This is a genomic window from Edaphobacter sp. 12200R-103, assembly GCF_010093025.1.
Lineage (GTDB): Bacteria > Acidobacteriota > Terriglobia > Terriglobales > Acidobacteriaceae > Edaphobacter.
Map to the genome: position 1 here is coordinate 1,727,045 of NZ_CP048114.1, position 19,441 is coordinate 1,746,485.

Consider the following 19,441-nt stretch of genomic DNA (forward strand, 5'->3'; position numbering starts at 1 on the left):
ATGATGGCATGGGATCCTTTACTTATTTCGCAGGCATGGCCTTCGTTCGGGGATAGCGTGCTTCGACTACGGTGGAGATTCCACCTCGTGGACGAAAGTCCCCGACGATGATGGCCCAGACGGGATCGGTGGCCTTAACGACGTCTTCGAGAATCTGGTTGGCGATGTTCTCCTGAAAGATCCCGAGATTCCGGTAGGTAAAGAGATACTCCTTCAGGGACTTCAGCTCCATGCAGCGTTTGCGCGGCATGTACCGGATGGTGATCCGACCAAAGTCTGGAAGCCCGGTCTTGGGGCAGACCGAGGTAAACTCAGGGTCGTCAATAAGAATCTCGTAGGCGGGAAACTGGTTCGGCCAGGTTTCGATCTCGGGAAATTTCGTGTCGAGTCCAGCTGCGGCATGGTCGTCGGTATAGCCGGTCGTCTTTTTCTGCTGCTTGCTCATAGGGATATTTTATCGGGTTTACGAAGGCCGGAGCGTCTTGATTACCTAAGACAAGGCGCTTTGCCACAGCATCGGTCGACAGATAGGAAGGCATGAGACTTATCACCCGCAGGTCCTTCAAGACGAATAACTTGCACCCCGCCCCGCTCGTGCTGACGGCCGTGCTCATCCTTTCTTCATGCTCGAAGGCCCCGCAGCAGCCAGCGGCTCCGACTGCTGCAAAGCAATCCAACCCCATCTACGTGAACCAGCAGTACGGCTTCCGATTCGATCTTCCCGCCGACTGGAAGGGTTACACCGTCCATACGGAAACGTGGGACGGGACGACCCAGACGAACCCACCCCGCAAGGAGCATGGGCCGAAGATCATTCTTCGCGATCCGCGCTGGACAGTATCCACACCCCGGCAGGACATCCCCATCATGGTCTTTACCCTTGCACAGTGGAACGAGGATCTCATCGTCAGCGCCGCGCCGATCCCGCCTTCTGAGCTGGGCAGAAACGCGCACTATGTCTTCGCTCTCCCTCCGCGCTACAACTTCGCCTTTCCCGACGGCTTCCAGGAAGTGGAGGAGATCCTCCAGGCCAAGCCCCTTCACGCCTTCTAATCTCTCTTCTCCCGGTGTCCGAAAACCGCCCGGAATGATTGACGACCAATTTAGTCCTGATTAGACTGAAAGATGAGCTGCGCAAGTCGTTCAGGGTCGCCGGCAGACGCACGGAGTCGCATCACGGTGGGCCATCGAGGGAGAGAACCACCAAATGTTGCAGGCATTTATCATTACCCTCCGCGAAGGTGTGGAAGCTTCGCTGATCATCGGGATCGTCTTCGCATACCTGACGAAGATCGGCCGGAATGAGCTCAAGCGGACGGTCTTCTGGGCCCTGGGAGCCGCAATCGCCGCCAGTGTCGTCGGAGCCATGATTCTGGCGCACACGCAGCTCAACAGCGACATCTTCGAAGGCTGGGTGATGCTGGCCGCCGCCGCCTTCGTCATCAGCATGATCTGGTTCATGCACAAGGCCGCCCGCACCATGCGCGGTGATATCGAACAGAAAGTAGCTCGCTACACTTCTGAGAATGCAGGAGTTTCTCAACTCGGCCTCTTCTTCTTCGTTTTTCTTCTGGTACTCCGTGAGGGGGTGGAGACAGTCCTGATCCTCTCCGCCGTCACTCTGAACTCGACCGAGCTGCTGAGTTTTACCGGCACCGTGCTTGGAATCGCCGTCGCGGTCGTCTTCGGCGTCCTCTTCATTCGCGGCAGCGTCAAGATCAACCTGCAGCGGTTCTTCCGTGTCACCACGGTCATCCTGTACTTTGTCGCCTTCCAACTGGTAGTCAGCGGCCTGCATGAGCTGAGCGAGAACGGCGTACTGCCCTCCAGCCAGGCCGAGATGCGGATGATTGGCCCCATCGTGCGCAACGATCTCTTCTTCTTCGTCACCATGCTGGCGCTCGCCGGCCTGATGATCCTGATGGAGTACCGCCGCCGCGCTCCGGTCACCCTGGCCGCCAATGCCACTGCAGCTGACAAGCGCCGTGCCGAGTGGACACAGCGCCGCGAGAAGATGTGGATGACCGCCGTCGTCGTCACTAGTTTTCTGTTCATCTTCCTCTCGACCGCGGAGTTTATCTACGCCAAGAGCTCCACGGCGCTCTCTCCTACTTCCGCAGTGACACTGGTGGGAAGTCAGGTAACGGTTCCAGCAGCCGACATCAACGACGATCAGCTTCATCGCTATGGCGTCAACGTGGATGACGGCAAGGGCGGCAACGTCCAGGTCCGCTTCCTGCTGTACAAAAAGCCCGATGGCAATATCGTCTCGGTTGGCGATGCCTGCAGGATCTGCGGCCCGGTGGGCTTCTACATCGGCAGCCAGGGAATCACCTGCAAAATGTGCGCCTCTCCCCTGAACCCCTCTTCGATGGGGCAGGAGGGCGGCTGCAATCCCATTCCACTCAAGAGCACGACCGCAGGCGGACAGGTTGTCATCCAGGCGGCTGACCTGAAGACGCTGGTCCCGGTCTTCGAGCGTTAGGGGCAGAAGATGTTTTTTCGCCTTTTAATGGAGAGCTTCCGCCGCCAGCGACGACGCAAGGCGCTGGCCGGGCTCGCGATTCTTCTGGGCACAACTGCCGTCACCGCCATGCTGGCGCTCGCGACGACCATCGGAGATCGCATCCACAAGGAGCTGGCAAGCTACGGCGCCAACATCATCGTCTATCCTGCGGCCGACCAGCTTGAGGTGAAGGTTGGTGGTGTGGATGTAAAGCCCGTCTCCGGCGGGGCGTACCTGCACGAAGGTGATCTGAAAAAGCTGCGCGGAATCTTCTGGGCGAACAACATCACTGGCGTCAGCCCGGAGTTGCCGGTACGCGTGTTCGGCAAAACCGCGCTGGGCACTGATGTAGACGCGGCAGCAACCGGACTGTGGTTCGATCACTCACTCAGCAACGGTGGTTCGGCACTCAAAACCGGGTCTGTCGCCATGCATCCCTGGTGGAAGATACAAGGAGCGTGGCCGCAGGAGAGTCAGACTCGCGGCCAGCATGCAGAGGTTGCGGCAGGTTCCGCGCTAGCCCAGCGATTGCACCTCAAATCAGGTGACGAGATTCAGGTCGGCGGACATCCCGGTGACGCTTCGCAGGCAATGACGCTGCAGGTGACGGGAGTGGTTTCAACAGGAGACGCCATGGATAATCAGCTACTGCTGCCGTTGAACGCCGCGCAGCAGATCGCGGGTACTCCGGATGCAGTTCGCAGGGTTGAAATCTCCGCCCGCACCAAGCCCGAGGATGCCTTCGCCCGCAAAGACCCGGACTCGCTCTCACCCGCACAGCGCGAGATTTGGTATTGCCGTCCTTACGCCAACTCCATCGCCTACCAGATTCGCGAAGCCATCCCCGGCGCACGCGCAGAGCAGATTCGCCGCGTCGAGCAGAGCGAAGGCACTGTCCTGAAGCGCATCAGCGGGTTGATGTGGCTGATCAGCGCAGCGGCGTTGCTGGCAGCAGCTTTTGCCGTCAGTGCCGCGATGGCGACCGCCGTTCTGGAGCGCCAGGCGGAGATTGGCCTGATGCGCTCGCTCGGCGCGAGCAAGACAACAGTAGCGCTGCTCTTCTACGCCGAGGCTGGGCTGCTGGCGGTCTTCGCCGGCGGTTTGGGATACCTCGCCGGTTCAGGCCTTGCGGCATGGCTGGGAGCGCGAATCTTCGAGACAGGCGGCGGCGTGACGCTGGGCTCACTACTCATCCCGGTGCTCTTCCCTGTCGTCGTTACGCTGGCGCTGGTCGTAGCCATCGCAGGAAGCACCCCGGCCATCCGCCGCGCCCTGAATCACGATCCTTCCGCCATTCTGAGGTCCGGCGTATGAGCAGGCTGAGCATGACGGCGATTCTGCGGCGCTCGCTGGTGCATCGGCGGGCGCGAAGCTTCTCCGCGCTGATTGCCCTGACGGTCTCGGCGGCGGTCGCAACGGCGCTGCTGACTCTCTACGCCGATCTGGATTCGAAGCTGCATCACGAGTTCCGCAGCTTCGGCGCAAACATCGTCGTCACCGCAGAGGATACGACCCGCGGGCTTGCCCCGGATGCCATCGAGCGTGTGCGAGCGGCTGCTGGACCCGATGCGCAGGCGGCCGAGTTCGGATACGCCATCGCCACCACCGACCGAGGGACGCCCGTCGTAGTGGCAGGGACAGATTTTGCGGCCGTGCGAAGGCTGAACTCCTGGTGGAAGGTCGATGCCTGGCCTGCGAACACAGAAACACAGGCTGCACTGCTCGGCCAGCGGGCAGCGGAATTTGTCGCCGACGAACACAGCGTGCAACTGAAATTTGCCGATCGCGCCATCACCCTGCGTGGCGTAGGAAGACTGCACACGGGTGGTGACGAGGACAGCCGCATCTACCTCCCCATGGCTGCCTTCACCACCTGGACAGGCGCAGCGCCGAGCACCATCGAGGTTCAGATACCCGGGGGCGAGGCGCAGGTAGAGGCAGCGATCACCCGTCTGCGCGAGGCGATGCCAACGGCAAAGGTCGAGCCGGTACGGAAGCTCGTGGAAGGCGAGAGCAGGATCGTCGATAAGACCCATGCGCTGATGTACGGCGCCGTGCTGTTGATCGCCCTCACCGTCGCCGTCAGCGTGCTGGCGACGCTGTCTGCGAGCGTGCTGGAACGCAGGCGCGACTTTGCCCTGATGAAGGCTCTAGGGGGCTCGCAGTCCACCCTGATGGCGATGTTTCTGCTGGAGGCCCTGGTGCTTGCGCTGGGTGGCGTTGTAGGCGGCTTTGTCATCGGCTCGGCTGCGGCATGGACGATCAGCCAACTGGACTTTCATACGGCCACGCTTCCCCGGCTGGGTGTCGTGCCCATCGTGCTCCTGGTCAATGTCCTGATCGCCGCCTTTGCCGCCCTGTTGCCGGTGCGGGCACTGCGAGGGCTGGAACCGGCAGCGCTGCTGAAGGGCGAGTAATGGAAGTGATACAAAAGAGTTCTGGGATGGAGAATCCGATCGATCTTGAGACCCGGCCGGACTGTGCAGTCATTGCACTGCACGGCGTGACGCGCGAGTACGCCGGCCACGCCGGCACGGTCCGCGCGCTGGACCAGGCCTCGTTCTCCATCGTCGCTGGCGAGTGGGTCGCCATCACCGGCCCCTCAGGCTCGGGAAAGAGCACACTGGTGAACCTGATCGGCTGCCTGGACCGGCCGACCTCGGGCGAGCTTCGAATCGACAGCGTCGATGTAGCGGCGATGTCCCCGACGGAGCTGGACCGCTTTCGGGCCGACAAGATCGGATTCATCTTCCAGCAGTTTCACCTGATCCCCTACCTGTCGGCCGTTGAAAACGTCATGCTGGCGCAATACTTCCACTCGATGACCGATGAAAAAGAGGCCAGGGCGGCGCTGGAACGTGTTGGGGTGGGCCATCGCGCCAACCATCTTCCCAGCGAGCTCTCTGGCGGCGAGCAGCAGAGGGTCTGCATCGCCCGCGCACTCATCAACAATCCTCCCATCCTGCTGGCGGACGAGCCGACGGGGAACCTGGATGCGGCAAACCAGAAGATTGTGGCCGGACTTTTGCAGGATCTGCATGCCCATGGCCATACAATTGTCATGGTTACGCATGACCCTGAGATGGCCGCCCTGGCGCAGAGAAAGATCGCGCTCAGTCACGGCAAGGTATTCTGTCACCCGGTTGGTGGGCCGGTAATCTCCCTGCGGAAGTAAGTCATCGGTTCCCTGCTCTCATGAACGTATCGAGCCCGTTTCAACGTTTTAACCGTCAGGAGTGGAGCGCATTAAGCGCTGGCCAGAGCCTCCCCCTGACCGACGAGGATATTCGCTCGCTACGCGGACTCTGCGACCGACTCTCGCTCGATGAAGTCGCCCGGATGTACCTTCCGCTTTCGCGACTGCTGAAGCTGCGGTTCGAGGCCGGCCAGCATCTCTTTCTTGCACAGAACGCCTTCCTTGGCCGGGAGAACGAGCGGAGCCCCTTTGTAATCGCGATCAGCGGAAGCGTCGCCGTCGGCAAGAGCACCTTCGCTCGTACCCTGCAGGCCCTTCTGACCCGCTGGCCGGGTCACCCGAACGTCTCCCTGGTCACTACAGACGGATTTCTTTATCCCAACGCTGTACTGGAAGAGCGGGACCTGATGCGCCGCAAGGGTTTCCCGGAGAGCTACGATCTCCATCGGCTCCTTGGGTTTCTTCACGGAATTAAATCGGGCGACGAGAAGGTCTCAGCGCCGGTCTACTCTCACCTCAGCTACGACGTCACGCCAAATGAGGTTCAGCTCGTGGAGCAGCCAGACATCCTGATCTTTGAGGGACTGAACGTACTGCAGGCGCCACGAGGAGCCTCCGTGATTGCGTCAGACTTCTTCGACTACTCCATCTTTCTCGATGCCAACAAGGACGACCTGGAGATGTGGTATGTCGAACGATTTCTCGCGCTGCAACGCACAGCCTTCCAGAATCCCTCCTCCTACTTTTACCGCTATCGCACTCTGGAGCGGGAAGAAGCAGTGGCAACAGCCCAGAAGATCTGGCGCGAAATCAATCTGCCAAATCTTGTGGAGAACATCCAGCCGACCCGCCAACGCGCAGACCTGATTCTGCACAAGGGAGCAGGCCATGAGATCGAAGCAGTATCGCTGCGGCGATAATTCCCACCGCGGCATCGTTTGAGAGTCTCATCCCGACCGGAGGCGCAAAGCGCCGGAGTGGAGGGATCTGCGGTTTACTCCGCCCCGTCAGGCAATTCACTCAGATAACCCACCCCGTCAGCGCTCTCCCCACTTCAGTTTATTGCGCAGCACACTGAAGAGACCATTGCGGCGAGGCCGGAGGAGTCGCACGCTATGTTCGGAACGACGGCAGTGAACCTCGTCGCCTAGTTCCAGCTCAACCGCCTCCTGGCCGTCCACGGTGAGATAGGTTAGGTTCGCTCCCCCATCGACGCGGATATTGACCTCGGCGTCTCCCGGAACGACGATCGGACGGATCGTCAAAAGGTGCGGGCAGATCGGCGTAATGACGAGCGCGTTGACCGAAGGCATGACAATCGGACCGGCAGCGGCCAGGTTGTACGCCGTCGAACCGGTCGGGGTGGAGATAATGATGCCGTCGGCGCGCATGGTGGCGACGAACTGCTTGTCGATCTCGACGGTAAACTCAGCCATGCGGGCGATGGCGCCCTTCGAGACCACAATGTCGTTGAGAGCATCCCAATGCTTCAATACCTTGCCGTTGCGGATCAGCTCGGAGTGCATCATGTCGCGCTCCTCAATGCTGGCGCAGTTGTCGCACCAGGCCTCGAGCGCCGTATAGAGCTCCGACAATGGAACTTCGGTTAAAAATCCAAGAGAGCCGAGGTTGACGCCAAGAATGGGCGCGGGAGAGTGCGCAAATGCACGGGCCGCAGCCAGAAGCGTACCGTCGCCTCCCAGCACGATCACCAGGTTGGGCTTTTCCCGGGGCATCTCCTCTCGGGAAGTAAAAGGAAGGTTTTCGCCGAGATAGGCCGCGGTGTGAGGATCGAAGACGGTAGCGTAATCGTGCGACTCCAGCCAGGCAACAAGCTCGCGCAGAATAGAGGCAAGCTCGGGCTTTTGCGGCTTCGAGATAATGGCGGCCTTGAACATGGTTGTAGTTAGTGTACCGGTTCAGACAGGAGAATCAGGCCGCGCCGAAGACCGCCCGCAGAAGATACTCGTGATTGCCCTCCATGCCCTGGATGGGAGAGTCGATTACATCCAGGCGCGAGCCTCCCAGCTCTTCAACGGCATCTGAAACGCGGTCGATTGCCATGCGGCGCGCCTCGGGATCGCGCACGATGCCTCCTTTGCCGACGTTATGGCGGCCCGCCTCGAACTGCGGCTTGATGAGGATGACGGCGGTTCCCTGCCAGCCCTCAGCATCTTCAGAACAAAGAGCTTTGAGAACGGACGGCAGGACCAGAGTTGCGGAGATAAAGGAAACATCCATTGCCAGGAAGGTGGGAACCGGTTGGCCGGGAAGGAGTAGTTCGGAGATTTCGAGCTTGCGGGCGTTAGTGCGTTCGCGCAGGGTGACGCGGGGGTCGTCGCGGAGTTTCTGGGCGATCTGGCCGTAACCGGTATCGACCGCTACGATGGTTACGGCTCCAGCCTGCAGCATGCAGTCGGTAAAGCCTCCGGTCGAGGCCCCGATGTCCACGGCGTGGACCCCGGCAAGGGAAATTGCCCAGTGGTTCAGAGCGTGCTCGAGCTTGAGACCGCCGCGGCTGACGTATTTGAGGTCGGAGCCAAGCAGGCGGATCGCGGCATCCGGCGGGACGCTGATGCCGGGTTTATCGATCTTTTGCTCATTGACGAGGACCCGTCCGGCGAGGATGAGGGCCTGAGCGCGTTCGCGGGAGGCGGCATGACCTTGATCGACGAGCAGTTTATCGAGCCGGTTCTTCATGGGGATGCAGTTCCAAAGTGGGACTCATGTAGCTATTCCTTAAGGTACATCCTGCGGGTCTCTACGTTAGATTGGCTAGGAAGGTGAAAGGAAACTCCATTCGCCAGGAAGGAAGATGGGTGTGGCTTTGACCGCTAAAGTGATGGAGATGCCCGCGCCGAGCGTGCGGGAGGTACGAGACGACGCCACGCTGGTGATGGAGATCCGAGGTGGCGACGAGGCCGCGATGGCATGCTTCTACGATCGCTACGCCCGCGTGGTGTATTCGGTCCTGCTGCGAGTGCTGCATCACCCTTCGTCGGCCGAGGACCTTCTTGAAGATATTTTTCTGGGCATATGGCGCAATCCGGAGGAACTACTGGAGGTCCGCGGCAACCTTGGCGCATGGCTCGCGATCCTGGCCCGCAACCGGGCGATCGATGCGCTGCGCCGGCGCAGCCCCCGGGGGACCGTGGCGGATATCTCGATGGCCGCCATGCACGACCTGTCCAGCGAAGCGGAACGCCAGGCTGTGGCCGAGAACACGCGAGCGGCAATAGCGCAGCTCGCTCCCGAACAGAGGAGGATCTTTGCGATGGCCTTCTTCGACGGATTGAGCGATAAGGAGATCGCCGAGATCGTGGGCGAATCGGCTCCGCTGATCAAGATGAGGATTCGGGACACGCTGCTGGCGCTGAGAAGGGCGGCACGAGGATGAGCAGGACGACGGCTCACTACGAGGATACCGATCTTGCAATGTTCGCCATGCAGCTGCTAGAGGGCGAAGAACACCAGGCCACGTCTGAACATGTGAGTGGCTGCGCGTTCTGCAGGCAGGAGCTTGCGCGGCTGCACGGAGACCTGGCTGCCTGTGCGTATGGGGTAGAGATGCATGCTCCGGCCTCATCAGTCCGGGAGCGAGTGATGCATCGGGTGACCCGCGAGAAGAAGGCCATTCCGCCAGCTCCGGTCGAGGAGGCTATCCCTGCTCCCGCACCAACGACGACGGTTTCGGTCGAACCGGCAGAGGAAGAGGAGCCTCGTCTCGAGTTTCGCAGACGCAACGTAGAGCCTGAACCGGAGCCCAGACCTGCGAAGCGGTGGCGATCAGAGGATAGACCGAGGCGGCAAAGCGCCGGCGTGGCCAAAGGGATATTCGTCTGGCTTGGGTGGGCCATCGCCGCGGGGTTTGCCGTGGCGGGAGTGAGGCTGTACCAGCAGCAGATGGAGTACAGGACGAGACTTGCCGTCCTGGACGCCGAGGTGAGCCAGCTCCGGGCGAATGCCACAGGCGCAGGGCGGCTGATAGAGGCGATGACCGATCCTTCGGCACAGCGCGCTCTGCTCTCCCCTCCCGAGTCCGATTCCGGGTCACTGGCGGAAGGACACGTGATCTACGACGCCGACAGGGGTTCGCTGATTCTGCTGGCGGACCATCTTGCTCCGGTGGGAATCGACAAGACCTATGAGCTGTGGATGATTCCAGCAGACGGAACCAGTCCCATTCCGGCGGGTACATTCCACCCTGACGCGCAGGGCAACGGGAACGTGATTCTGCCTTCGCTGCCGAAGGCTGTCGCGGTAAAGGCGTTCGGGATAACGATCGAGGACGGGGCTGGATCGCAGACTCCGACGATGCCGATTGTGCTGGCAGGAAGCTGACCGGGACGGCTTTCTTTTGGATAGTCCACAAAAATCCCTGTACTTGCCAGTAGCGTTTGTGGCGCTTCGGGCAAAATACAGGGATTCTTCGCGTTGCTCAGAATGACGGCTTCTTAAGGCCGGGGACTGCGCTACGGCAGCTGGGTCCGCACCATGATGCCCTTGCCCTGCAGGGGCACGGTCGTCTCTACGACATCGGTATCGGTACGGATGATCGTCATGCGGTCCGACTCAGGAGACGTCACGTAGACCTTGCCGGTAGGCGTACCGCTGATGCAGGCGATGAAGGTAGGATGGGGCGAATCCGGTACCGGGATGGTAGCCGTGACGGTGTTGGTGGTCAGGTTGACGACCGAGACCGTGCTGTCTGCCCGATTGATGACGTAAGCACGGGAGCCATCCTGCAGGACCGCTACCATCAGGGGGTCGACGCCCACGGGTACAGTAGCCAGCACCTGGCCAAATCCATTGGCATCGATGGGGTTGTTAGGGTCGCAGTTAGGATTGCCTGGAAGAGCGGCCGCTGAGCAGAGAGGGATGTTGATGATGCTTACCGATCCCTTGGACACGCCATCGCCCTCGTTGGCGACGACCAGCTCGTTGCGGGTAGGTGCGAGATCGGCCCAGATCGGAGCGACTCCAACCGGAATCGGATTGACCGCAGGCGCGGGAACGTTATCGGCCTGATTGGTCTGCGCGTTGATGACGGAGACGGTATTGTCACCTTTGTTCATGATGAAGGCGCGCTTGCCATCAGTGGTCATTACGCCGTAGATGGGGCTGCGTCCTACGTCGATCTTGTTAGAGATAGTGCTGCTTGCCATCTCGATGGCGGCAACTTCGCCAGGGCCACCATCGTCCTTCTGACTGATAACGTAGGCGCGAGGCGAGCCGGAGTTGCCAGCGATGTAGACCGGAGAGTATCCGGGATCAATGGGAAACTCCTGATTCAGCGAGGGAGGCGGAGGCGATTCCTTGAGCTGCGCCACAGCGGTGCGACCGGGTTCTGTGACAAAGAGCGCAGTAGCGTCGGAGAAGATGCTGTTGGAGTTCGCGTTATCGAGCAGCGTTGTCTGGATGACATCGCGGGTCTGCAGCGAGGGGGAGATATCGAAGCTGGTGAGCGTCTTATCGCCGTTGAGCGTGTAGCCGGTGTTTCCGGACGCGTCGAGCATCAGGTAGTACGGCGAAGCCCCGACGTTGGCGGTGACCAGAACGCTATCGCCGGAGAAGTCGACGATCGTAACCAGGCCAGGCAGATCAGGTCCCGGACTGGAGATCGCGATCGCATATTTATTGGGCTGCGAGGCAGGTCCAACGGGATTGATGCTGGTGACAACAGGACGATAGGTGTTGCCGCAACCTGCCAACGATCCGAGGGAGACCGCGGCGAAGGCGAGGGTGGAAATAGCCTGGAGACGTGACCGCCTGGATGGCCGGTCGATACGAACCTCAGGGGTTCCTTCTGCTTCAATTCTTCCTAAACGCAAAACTGCTCCCGCGGTGCTGCTGGTGATTAGCTAAGCTACAGATGAGATTGTAAATCACCACGGCTGGAAAACCCGGCGGGAGTGACGAAATGCAGGTCTGGCGGAAGGCAATTCCGGAGGGGCGAGACAGGGTGCAAGCGAGGGCACTGACCTGGGTGGTGGGTCTGTTGCTGCTTGCAGGAGCTCTGGCGCTGCCACTGGGTACGGCCCGGCTGGGACTTCCGCTGTGGCCCCTGGGAAGACCTCTGCTGCTGAGCGTGGGCTTTGCGGCTGTCGTGTTGTTGCTGCGCGCGGCGACGCCTGCGGCCTCGGCGATAGGGCTGCTGATCTGTTTCCTTCTTGCCGAAGCTCCTGCGGCGTGGTCGCGCTACGCAAAAGACACGGCAGAACATTGGCTGCTTGCAGCACTGGCGGCCCTGTTTGTGCTGACCTTTGCGGCGACAAAGTATGGCAGAGGCAAAAAGGAAGCGCGCGGCCTGTCGGAGTCGCGGCGCGGAAGAAGCGCGTCGCAGATTGTGGCGAATCTTGGGATAGCCGGGCTGTTTGCCGCGGTGGGGTGGTACGAAGGATGCGTGGCTGCCCTCGCCGAGGCGGCGGCGGATACGGTTTCTTCAGAGATCGGGCAGGCAACGGGGCATCGGGCACGGCTGGTGACGACAGGCCAGATTGTGCCTTCGGGGACCGATGGCGGAGTTACGACTGCAGGAACGGTGGCCGGGCTCGCGGCAGCGGCGATTGTTGTTGCGATTGGCTCCGGGCATCATGCATTGTGGCCGACCCAGGTGGTTACCTGGATGGCGGCGGGCGCTGGGCTGTACTTCGACAGCTTGTTGGGAGCGACGGTAGAGCGGCGGGGCTGGATGGGGAATGATCTTGTGAACTTCTCTTCAACGCTGTGCGCGGCTGTGCTTGCGAGCATTTTCTGAGCGAACCGCTGGTGGCTTCCGCTCTGCCGGACGCGATTGTCGGCTCAACAAGCATCGCTGAGACCGCAGATCCTTCGACTTCGCCCTTCGGGCTCCGCTCAGGATGACACTCCGTGAGGATGGCCCCTTCAAGTCCACTGAAATTTGGTTGTTCTGAGGACGAGTGACGTGCCGAAGAAGAGTCTTGAGGATGGCCGCGCTTTACTTGAGGACTGCGCTCTTAATCGTCGCCTTTGCGGAGCCAATCGAAGTTGAGGTTGAGCCTCCAGGCGGTGTAGCTGAGGACCTCATGGGCGTATCGCATGAAGAGATCCCACCAGCCGAGGTGTCCTACGGTGGCTCGCGGTGAGGTGTAGACGTCGAGGCCTATATCCTGGCAGAGTTCGCGAATGCGAAAGAGATGGGTTCCGTCGGAGACGACGACGATATGGTGCAGGTTAAAGTCTCGGGCGATGGCGGCAAGACGATGGACCTGTTGTTCAGTATCGGTGGAGCTGGTCTCAGCGATGATGTTGCCGATGGGGACGCCGTGGGCGAGAAGGTAATCGCGTCCGACACCGCCCTCGGTATGGCCGGAATCCTTGTCGCTTCCTCCTCCGAGGGTAACGATGATGGGGGCGATCTTCATGCGGTAGAGATCGACGGCGTGGTCGAGGCGGAAATGGAGCGTGGGGGAAGGGCGACCGGAGTACTCTGCAGCTCCAAAGACAGCGATGGCGTCGGCCTGCTGGGCCTGATCCTCAGAGGCGACTTCGTTGATCTGCTGGACGACGTAGAAACACCAGGCCACACCAATGACGAATGCGGTGATCAGTAGCGTGCGCAGCAGGGTGCTTGCCGTCGAAGGGTGCTGACGGCGCTGATTGTTGCGGGAAACCATCATGGCCTGTGAGAACTTCGAGTGTAAGGCATCCGCGCCGGGAACCCCAAGAAATTCAGTGACTCAGGGCGAGCGCAATCTCGTGGGTTGGGATAGCGCCTTCACGGAGAATCATCCAGGAGCTTCCGCCGGCGGAGATATCGACGATGGTGGTAGGGACGGAGCGCGCCGTCGGCCCCCCGTCGACGATGAGTGGGATCTTGTCGCCAAGTTGCTCGCGAACCCCGTACGCGTAGGTACATTCGGGCATCCCGAAGAGGTTCGCGGAGGTTGCGGTAATGGGAAGACCGAGGCTGGAGACGATGGCTCGGGGGATTGCAGCCTCCGGCACGCGCAAAGCGACATTGCCGGTATTGGCGGTGACGCGGAGGGGCAGTTTGGAGCCGGCACGAACGATAAGCGTGAGCGGTCCGGGCCAGAAACGCTCGGCGAGGCGGTCAAAAGCGGTGTCGAGCCCGCGGGAGAGCTCGTAGGCCTGGGCGACATCGCGGATGAGCAGAGACAGAGGTTTGTGGCGGGCTCGCGACTTGATCTCATAGATGCGATCGACGGCGCGCAGATTGACCGGATCGACCGCGAGGCCATAAAAGGTATCGGTAGGAAGAGCTACAACCTGACCTGCGTGGAGACGATCAGCTACCTGAGAGATGAGCTCTGGTTCGGGCTCATCGGGATGAATACGAAGCGTATCGGCCGTCAAAATCCTGAAGCTCCTGTGCCGTGTGCGGCCTTCTGGAACATAGGATACCGCTGGAGCCGGTCAAAAGCGATGCGTCTGATCAAGACGGCGTAAACTTTTGGGATGGCGGGAAGCGAGGAGATCAAGAGTCGCAGCAATGCGCGGGTAAAGCAGCTACGCGCAGCCTTTGCGGGACAGGAGCGGCTGTCAGAGGGCCTGCTGGCGATTGAAGGGGAACATCTTCTGGAAGAGGCGGTGCGCAGTGGTCTGGAGATCAGGACCGTCTTTCTGACGGAGCATCAACAGATTCCAGATGGAGTAAAAGCGACGACCGAGATTGTGCGGCTCAGCACGGACGTATTTCGCAGCGCGGTCGAGACGCGGTCTCCGCAGGGCATTGCAGCGCTGGTGGCTCCCGCAAAGTTTGAGATCGCCGAGATCTTTGAGCGACAGGACCAGGCGCTGATTGTGATTGCCGCGGGCCTGCAGGATCCGGGGAACCTGGGCACGATCATCCGGTCGGCAGAGGCCTTTGGAGCAAATGGCGTGATTGCGACGCCGGGAACGGTGAGCGTGTGGAACCAGAAGGCTGTTCGGGCGAGCGTGGGAAGCGTGTTTCGTCTACCGGTAGCTACGGCCGCGACTCAAGAGATTGCAGATCTGGCAGCGGAGTATGGCGTCCGGTTGCTTGCTGCTATGGGCTCGGCGAAAGGCGGTGTGCTGCGCGCCCAGGATATCAGCCTGAGTGAGCCATGCGCGTTTCTGATTGGCAATGAGGGGGCGGGGCTCTCGCAGGAGTGGATGAAACTGGGAGCGGAGAGCATTACGATTCCCTGCCCCGGCCCGGTCGAGAGTCTCAATGCGGCGGTTGCGGCTTCGCTGCTGCTGTATGAGGCCTCGCGGCAAAGGTCGCTGGAGACGAGAAGGGGCGCACCTCGGATTCCCGGGCCTCTGCGAAGACGCCCGACGGGGGCGACGCGATGAGCCTGTTCGATACGACGCCGATGACGACGGCATCGCGGGGAGCGGTGCGGGCTCCGCTGGCAGAGCGGATGAGGCCGCACACACTGGACGAGTATGTCGGTCAGGGGCATCTGCTGGGTCCGGGTAAGCCGCTGCGCGTGGCGATTGAAAACGATGATCCTACGTCGATGATCTTCTGGGGACCGCCGGGAACGGGCAAGACGACGCTGGCGAAGATTATCGCGCAGCGGACGCATGCGACGTTTATTGAGTTTTCCGCGGTGCTGAGCGGGATTAAGGAGATCAAACAGGTGATGGCCGATGCCGAAAAGGCGGCGCACCTGGGGTCGCGGACGATTTTGTTTATCGATGAAATTCATCGCTTCAACAAGGCGCAGCAGGACGCATTTCTGCCTTATGTGGAGCGCGGGACGATACGGCTGATCGGAGCGACGACGGAGAATCCATCGTTTGAGATCAACTCTGCCCTGCTGTCACGCTGTCGTGTCTATACGCTGGTGGGGCTGACGGAGGCACAGGTTGTAGAACTCCTGCAGCGGGCGCTGAACGACGCGGAGCGCGGGCTGGGAGCCTCGGGGATTACAGCTGAAGATGAGGCGCTGGCAACGATTGCTTCGTACTCGAGCGGCGACGCTAGAAATGCGCTGAATGCGCTGGAAGTGGCAGCGCGATTGGTACAGGGCCGCAAAGAAAAGATATTGACGAAGGCGATCGCCGCAGAAGCGCTGCAGAGGCGGGTTCTGCAGTACGACAAGCGGGGCGAGCAGCACTACGACATCATCTCGGCACTGCATAAGAGCGTGCGCAACTCCGATCCGGACGCCGCGCTGTACTGGCTGGGAAGGATGCTGGAGGCGGGCGAAGACCCGATGTATGTTGCGCGGCGCGTGGTTCGCATGGCGGTGGAAGACATCGGGCTGGCGGCGCCGGAGGCATTGAACCTTTGTCTCTCGGCGAAGGATGCGATGCATTTCCTAGGGCATCCGGAGGGTGAGCTGGCCCTGGCGCAGGCAGTGGTGTACCTTGCGCTGGCGCCGAAGTCGAACGCGGTCTACGTGGCATACAACACGGTACGAGGCGACATCCAGGCAACGGCTGCGGAGCCTGTTCCGCTGCACCTGCGGAATGCGCCGACAAAGCTGATGAAGGATTTGAACTACGGCAAGAACTACCAGTATGCGCACGATGTGGAAGGCCGCGTCGCAGACATGGAGTGTCTTCCACCTTCGCTGGCGGGGCGACACTACTATGTACCGACCAGCGAAGGACGCGAAAAGCTGCTGGCGCAGCGCATGGAAGAGATTGCGCGCATCAAGGCTTCGAAGCGGGGCTGAAGGATCTGCGGATGATAGCTTTTCGCTACTTGTGCGCTTTTGATGCTGCCGGGACAGCGTAGGCGCCACAGGCAAAATACAGGGATCCGCTTTGCTCAGGATGACGGCTTTCAAGAACCAACTTCGCGAGAACTGCACTCACTTTTTTCGACCAGTCCCAACAGGTTGGCATCGCGCCAGATACGCCACTGGCCATCGGCGCCGCGACGAAAGACGGAGAGCACATTGCCTGCGCGTTGTATGGGCGAACTGCCGTCGGGCGTAGCCGTGATCTCCAGATAGTTCCAGCAGACGGCGGTGTCACCCATGACGGTGATCTCCTGCACATCGGCCTTGCCTTCGATGTTGACCTTGCCGCTCATCGAACGGGAGCGCTGTTCGAACTCAACCTTACTCATCGGCGGGTTGCCTGGCGTAAGAAAGACGACATCGTCGGTCATCAGATTCATGACCGTGTCGAGATCGCCTTTACGGGAGGCATCGAGCCAGAGCTCGATGGCAACGCGAATCTGCTGTTCGTCTGTAAGGCTCATGGGCGCGTGTCTTTTTTAAGAGCGTTCAGAACAATGTCTTTGGTGAGCAGCTCCGGCAAAACATCGGGAACGCTCTTCCCAATGGGATAGATGACATAGGTTGGAACTCCACTGCGTCCGACGGAGGCGAGTTCGCGCGTAATCGCCGGATCGTACTTGGTCCAGTCGGCGCGGATGAGCACAACCTTGTTGTTCGCCAGCTCGTGCTGGACCTCTTCCGAGCGTAGTACGAGCCGTTCATTGACCTGACAACTCAGGCACCATGCGGCAGTGAAGTCGATGAAGACCGGCTTGCCTTCCGAACGGGCCTGGCTGAGAGTCTGCTCCGAGTACGGTTGCCAGGTGAGGGTTGTGTCTTTGGGGTGGCGCAATGCAACGCCGAGCGAGGCAGCGCCAATCAGGACAGCGGCGATCACGCTGGCCCAGCGCGCGGGCCATCTTCCCAAAACCCAGCCGGCGATTGCGATCAGCAGCAGACTGACGCACAGCCATGCCATCCGGTCGACTCCATCGGTTCCGAAGAGATGGCCGTAGACCCATATCAGCCAGATCACGGTGGCGAAGAGAGGAATTGCGGTCAGCTGTTTAAGGATCTCCATCCAGGCCCCGGGGCGCGGAAGGAGTCTCGTCCATGCGGGCTGGAAACTTAGAACCAGATAGGGTGTTGCGAGCCCCAGAGCGAGCGCCGTGAAGATGGCAAAGGTGATGAGCGGTGGCTGCGCGAGCGCAAAGCCGATCGCGGCCCCCATCAGCGGCGCAGTGCACGGCGTGGCGACGATGGTTGCGAGCACCCCGGTAAAGAAGCTTCCGGTGTAGCCCTGCTTCTGGGCGAGGTTACCGCCGACGCTGGTGAGAGAAAGACCAAGTTCAAACTGCCCGGCGAGCGAGAGTGCGAAGAAAAAGATACCGAGAGCAAGGACAGCGACGAAGACAGGCGACTGAAGCTGGAAGCCCCATCCAGCTTCGCTGCCCCCGGCACGCAAAGCGAGCAGAGCGGCGACGATGATCCAGAAGGAGACGAGAATGCCGAGCGCGTAGACCAGACCATGCTTTCGCAGGCGGCCACGCTCTTCGCCGGAGGACTGCACGAGGGCAAGCCCCTTAAGGAAGAGTACGGGAAAGACACAGGGCATCAGGTTGAGGATGATGCCGCCGATAAAGGCGAGACCCAGGGCAGTCACCGTCGTCAGGTTGCCCGCACCGGCGAGAGCGGCCTTGCTGCCGGGACGACGGGGAACTTCACCCGCGACGACCGGAGCACTGACGTCGAAGGCTGTCTCATCGTCCAGCTTGACGACGCCCCGCAGCTGCTTCGGAAGCTTCGGCGTCTCCGTCGAGCGAGGTACGCGAAGACGAACACCATTATTTAGAGGCTCAACCGTCTGTTCGCCTGCGTTTTCGATCAACTGCTGATCGTAGGGATAGAACTCAGCATCCGTGATCTTGTCACCCGTGATCAGGTCAAGCACAAACTCACTTTTCCCACCGGTGACGCTCGCCTTCATCCCCGGATCGAGCGGCTTTGGGATACGTCCAAGGGCTTCACCGAGTGCGCCTACCAGCTGCGGTGTCGCAGTGGCCTTGGGATCGACGGTGAGGTTCAGCCCGAGATGAGCCTTGCCGGGAATGCAGACCTCGCGGCAGACCAGCCAGTCCACCCTGGCATCGAGGTGAACAGGACCAGGTTTCAGATTTTTGGCGGCTGTCAGTTTGACCGGAAACGCGACCTCATCCTCATAGCCAAAGTCCATCAGGGGACCAAGCGGCAGGCGACTGGGGATAGGGAACTGCATCTTGCCGGCTGTAATTCCCGTAGGCAGGGTCCACTTGATATGCGGGGGCTCGCCTGAATCGCCTGCATTGATCCAATAGACGTGCCACTTATCCTCCAGCGTGATGACGAGCCCCGCGTCGAGAGTTCCGCCGGGAGCGATGGACGGAGCAAGCGACACCATCTCAACTGTGAGATGCTGGGCTTTGACCGGCCCCGGACCGCCGTCACCGACGACCTTAATCTGAGCGTGTGCGGACGAGACTGCGACGGCGCAGATCAGGAGCAGAGAAAATACAAGCTGGCGGCGAATATTCATCCATCTCCATTGTAGGCTGCCGGTCCGCGCAGAAGGAAAATCAGGCAAGCCTGGCCCGTCGGTGTTCGATCATGATGCAACGATCCATGACCACATGAATGCCGCCGGCTTCGGCCTTCTGTGCAGCCTCTGGATTGACGATCCCCTGCTGAATCCAGAGGTTCTTCAATCCAAGCTGAAGCATCTCGTCAACGATAGCTGGAATAAATTGCGGCAGCCGAAAGACATTCACGATATCCGGCCGGAGAGGCAGAGCTGCCAGCGAGGTGCAGGAACGCTCGCCAAGCACAGATTCGACCTGCGGATTGATCGGCAGGATGCGGTATCCGTGCTGCTGCATGTACTGCGAGACATAGTGGCTGGGCCTGCCGGGATTTTCAGAGAGCCCGATGACAGCAATGGTGCGCGGGTCGGAGGGCGGCTGACCCAGCATCTGGCGGATCACTTCAGGTTCGTTCATCAGGGTCTACTCTATCGTCTCC

General features: G+C 60.6%; 20 protein-coding genes. 11 read left to right on the forward strand and 9 right to left on the reverse strand.

What is annotated here, in order from left to right; all coding sequences use genetic code 11:
• Nucleotides 1-22 precede the first annotated feature (22 nt).
• Entirely contained in the window at nucleotides 23-445 is a 423-nt protein-coding gene (queF, locus tag GWR55_RS07140) for a preQ(1) synthase (RefSeq protein WP_162401654.1), read from the reverse strand.
• A gap of 92 nt (nucleotides 446-537) precedes the next feature.
• Between queF and GWR55_RS07145 the strand changes: the two genes are divergently transcribed.
• From GWR55_RS07145 to coaA, 6 genes are all read left to right on the forward strand, one after another.
• On the forward strand, nucleotides 538-1,053 hold the full coding sequence (locus GWR55_RS07145) for a hypothetical protein (RefSeq protein WP_162401655.1): 516 nt from the start codon (nucleotides 538-540) through the stop codon (nucleotides 1,051-1,053).
• A gap of 154 nt (nucleotides 1,054-1,207) precedes the next feature.
• Nucleotides 1,208-2,485, forward strand: coding sequence for a Fe-S-containing protein (locus GWR55_RS07150; RefSeq protein WP_162401656.1), 1,278 nt, complete (start codon nucleotides 1,208-1,210; stop codon nucleotides 2,483-2,485).
• Nucleotides 2,486-2,494: 9 nt separating this feature from the next.
• Nucleotides 2,495-3,820, forward strand: a complete 1,326-nt coding sequence (locus tag GWR55_RS07155; protein ID WP_162401657.1) for an ABC transporter permease — start codon at nucleotides 2,495-2,497, stop codon at nucleotides 3,818-3,820.
• Nucleotides 3,817-4,923, forward strand: coding sequence for an ABC transporter permease (locus GWR55_RS07160; protein ID WP_162401658.1), 1,107 nt, complete (start codon nucleotides 3,817-3,819; stop codon nucleotides 4,921-4,923). The genes GWR55_RS07155 and GWR55_RS07160 overlap by 4 nt, the downstream gene beginning before the upstream one ends.
• Before the next feature lie 26 nt (nucleotides 4,924-4,949).
• Nucleotides 4,950-5,681 (forward strand): ABC transporter ATP-binding protein, encoded by a 732-nt coding sequence (locus tag GWR55_RS07165; protein ID WP_162401659.1) that lies wholly within the window; start codon nucleotides 4,950-4,952, stop codon nucleotides 5,679-5,681.
• Between the two features lie 20 nt (nucleotides 5,682-5,701).
• The gene (coaA, locus tag GWR55_RS07170) at nucleotides 5,702-6,622 is read left to right on the forward strand and encodes a type I pantothenate kinase (protein ID WP_162401660.1); all 921 of its coding nucleotides are present in this window, start codon (nucleotides 5,702-5,704) and stop codon (nucleotides 6,620-6,622) included.
• Nucleotides 6,623-6,739: 117 nt separating this feature from the next.
• Here coaA and GWR55_RS07175 read toward each other — a convergent pair whose 3' ends face one another.
• Both GWR55_RS07175 and GWR55_RS07180 read right to left on the reverse strand, forming a co-directional pair.
• On the reverse strand, nucleotides 6,740-7,600 hold the full coding sequence (locus GWR55_RS07175) for an NAD(+)/NADH kinase (RefSeq protein ID WP_162401661.1): 861 nt from the start codon (nucleotides 7,598-7,600) through the stop codon (nucleotides 6,740-6,742).
• A 34-nt stretch (nucleotides 7,601-7,634) separates the two neighbouring features.
• Entirely contained in the window at nucleotides 7,635-8,402 is a 768-nt protein-coding gene (locus GWR55_RS07180; RefSeq protein WP_162401662.1) for a TlyA family RNA methyltransferase, read from the reverse strand.
• A 121-nt stretch (nucleotides 8,403-8,523) separates the two neighbouring features.
• Here GWR55_RS07180 and GWR55_RS07185 point away from each other — a divergent pair, with 121 nt between their 5' ends.
• Nucleotides 8,524-9,099, forward strand: coding sequence for a sigma-70 family RNA polymerase sigma factor (locus GWR55_RS07185; RefSeq protein WP_238398698.1), 576 nt, complete (start codon nucleotides 8,524-8,526; stop codon nucleotides 9,097-9,099).
• Nucleotides 9,096-10,043, forward strand: a complete 948-nt coding sequence (locus GWR55_RS07190; protein WP_162401663.1) for an anti-sigma factor — start codon at nucleotides 9,096-9,098, stop codon at nucleotides 10,041-10,043. Before GWR55_RS07185 ends, GWR55_RS07190 begins: the two co-directional genes overlap by 4 nt.
• 131 nt (nucleotides 10,044-10,174) lie before the next feature.
• On the opposite strand, the gene GWR55_RS07195 is transcribed toward GWR55_RS07190, so the two are convergent.
• Nucleotides 10,175-11,533: a YncE family protein gene (locus tag GWR55_RS07195; protein ID WP_238398699.1), complete on the reverse strand. Its 1,359-nt coding sequence runs from the start codon at nucleotides 11,531-11,533 to the stop codon at nucleotides 10,175-10,177.
• Between the two features lie 131 nt (nucleotides 11,534-11,664).
• On the opposite strand from GWR55_RS07195, the gene GWR55_RS07200 reads away from it, so the two are divergent.
• Nucleotides 11,665-12,459, forward strand: a complete 795-nt coding sequence (locus tag GWR55_RS07200) for a DUF92 domain-containing protein (protein WP_162401664.1) — start codon at nucleotides 11,665-11,667, stop codon at nucleotides 12,457-12,459.
• A 220-nt stretch (nucleotides 12,460-12,679) separates the two neighbouring features.
• On the opposite strand, the gene GWR55_RS07205 is transcribed toward GWR55_RS07200, so the two are convergent.
• Together GWR55_RS07205 and GWR55_RS07210 are read right to left on the reverse strand one after the other, a co-directional pair.
• Entirely contained in the window at nucleotides 12,680-13,342 is a 663-nt protein-coding gene (locus tag GWR55_RS07205; RefSeq protein ID WP_238398700.1) for a YdcF family protein, read from the reverse strand.
• A gap of 52 nt (nucleotides 13,343-13,394) precedes the next feature.
• The gene (locus GWR55_RS07210) at nucleotides 13,395-14,039 is read right to left on the reverse strand and encodes an L-threonylcarbamoyladenylate synthase (RefSeq protein WP_162401665.1); all 645 of its coding nucleotides are present in this window, start codon (nucleotides 14,037-14,039) and stop codon (nucleotides 13,395-13,397) included.
• Nucleotides 14,040-14,141: 102 nt separating this feature from the next.
• Between GWR55_RS07210 and GWR55_RS07215 the strand changes: the two genes are divergently transcribed.
• Together GWR55_RS07215 and GWR55_RS07220 are read left to right on the forward strand one after the other, a co-directional pair.
• A complete protein-coding gene (locus tag GWR55_RS07215) occupies nucleotides 14,142-15,002 on the forward strand; it encodes an RNA methyltransferase (RefSeq protein ID WP_162401666.1) in 861 nt (286 codons plus the stop codon).
• Nucleotides 14,999-16,336 (forward strand): replication-associated recombination protein A, encoded by a 1,338-nt coding sequence (locus tag GWR55_RS07220; RefSeq protein WP_162401667.1) that lies wholly within the window; start codon nucleotides 14,999-15,001, stop codon nucleotides 16,334-16,336. Before GWR55_RS07215 ends, GWR55_RS07220 begins: the two co-directional genes overlap by 4 nt.
• A gap of 110 nt (nucleotides 16,337-16,446) precedes the next feature.
• On the opposite strand, the gene GWR55_RS07225 is transcribed toward GWR55_RS07220, so the two are convergent.
• From GWR55_RS07225 to GWR55_RS07235, 3 genes are read right to left on the reverse strand one after another with little or no spacing between them, the layout of a single operon-like run.
• Nucleotides 16,447-16,869 (reverse strand): SgcJ/EcaC family oxidoreductase, encoded by a 423-nt coding sequence (locus GWR55_RS07225; RefSeq protein WP_162401668.1) that lies wholly within the window; start codon nucleotides 16,867-16,869, stop codon nucleotides 16,447-16,449.
• Nucleotides 16,866-18,959 carry a protein-disulfide reductase DsbD gene (locus GWR55_RS07230; protein ID WP_162401669.1) on the reverse strand — a complete coding sequence of 698 codons (2,094 nt, stop codon included), beginning with the start codon at nucleotides 18,957-18,959 and terminating at the stop codon, nucleotides 16,866-16,868. Before GWR55_RS07230 ends, GWR55_RS07225 begins: the two co-directional genes overlap by 4 nt.
• Before the next feature lie 40 nt (nucleotides 18,960-18,999).
• Entirely contained in the window at nucleotides 19,000-19,419 is a 420-nt protein-coding gene (locus GWR55_RS07235; RefSeq protein ID WP_162401670.1) for a CoA-binding protein, read from the reverse strand.
• Between the last annotated feature and the right edge of the window lie 22 nt (nucleotides 19,420-19,441).

Coding starts and splice junctions, on each gene's coding strand:
- GWR55_RS07160 (WP_162401658.1), top strand. CDS start 3,817: ATGAGCAGGCTGAGCATGACGGCGATTCTGCGGCGCTCGCTGGTGCAT.
- queF (WP_162401654.1), bottom strand. CDS start 445: ATGAGCAAGCAGCAGAAAAAGACGACCGGCTATACCGACGACCATGCC.
- GWR55_RS07205 (WP_238398700.1), bottom strand. CDS start 13,342: ATGATGGTTTCCCGCAACAATCAGCGCCGTCAGCACCCTTCGACGGCA.
- GWR55_RS07225 (WP_162401668.1), bottom strand. CDS start 16,869: ATGAGCCTTACAGACGAACAGCAGATTCGCGTTGCCATCGAGCTCTGG.
- GWR55_RS07215 (WP_162401666.1), top strand. CDS start 14,142: ATGGCGGGAAGCGAGGAGATCAAGAGTCGCAGCAATGCGCGGGTAAAG.
- GWR55_RS07150 (WP_162401656.1), top strand. CDS start 1,208: ATGTTGCAGGCATTTATCATTACCCTCCGCGAAGGTGTGGAAGCTTCG.
- GWR55_RS07175 (WP_162401661.1), bottom strand. CDS start 7,600: ATGTTCAAGGCCGCCATTATCTCGAAGCCGCAAAAGCCCGAGCTTGCC.
- GWR55_RS07145 (WP_162401655.1), top strand. CDS start 538: ATGAGACTTATCACCCGCAGGTCCTTCAAGACGAATAACTTGCACCCC.
- GWR55_RS07190 (WP_162401663.1), top strand. CDS start 9,096: ATGAGCAGGACGACGGCTCACTACGAGGATACCGATCTTGCAATGTTC.
- GWR55_RS07165 (WP_162401659.1), top strand. CDS start 4,950: ATGGAGAATCCGATCGATCTTGAGACCCGGCCGGACTGTGCAGTCATT.
- GWR55_RS07180 (WP_162401662.1), bottom strand. CDS start 8,402: ATGAAGAACCGGCTCGATAAACTGCTCGTCGATCAAGGTCATGCCGCC.
- coaA (WP_162401660.1), top strand. CDS start 5,702: ATGAACGTATCGAGCCCGTTTCAACGTTTTAACCGTCAGGAGTGGAGC.
- GWR55_RS07155 (WP_162401657.1), top strand. CDS start 2,495: ATGTTTTTTCGCCTTTTAATGGAGAGCTTCCGCCGCCAGCGACGACGC.
- GWR55_RS07235 (WP_162401670.1), bottom strand. CDS start 19,419: ATGAACGAACCTGAAGTGATCCGCCAGATGCTGGGTCAGCCGCCCTCC.
- GWR55_RS07220 (WP_162401667.1), top strand. CDS start 14,999: ATGAGCCTGTTCGATACGACGCCGATGACGACGGCATCGCGGGGAGCG.
- GWR55_RS07230 (WP_162401669.1), bottom strand. CDS start 18,959: ATGAATATTCGCCGCCAGCTTGTATTTTCTCTGCTCCTGATCTGCGCC.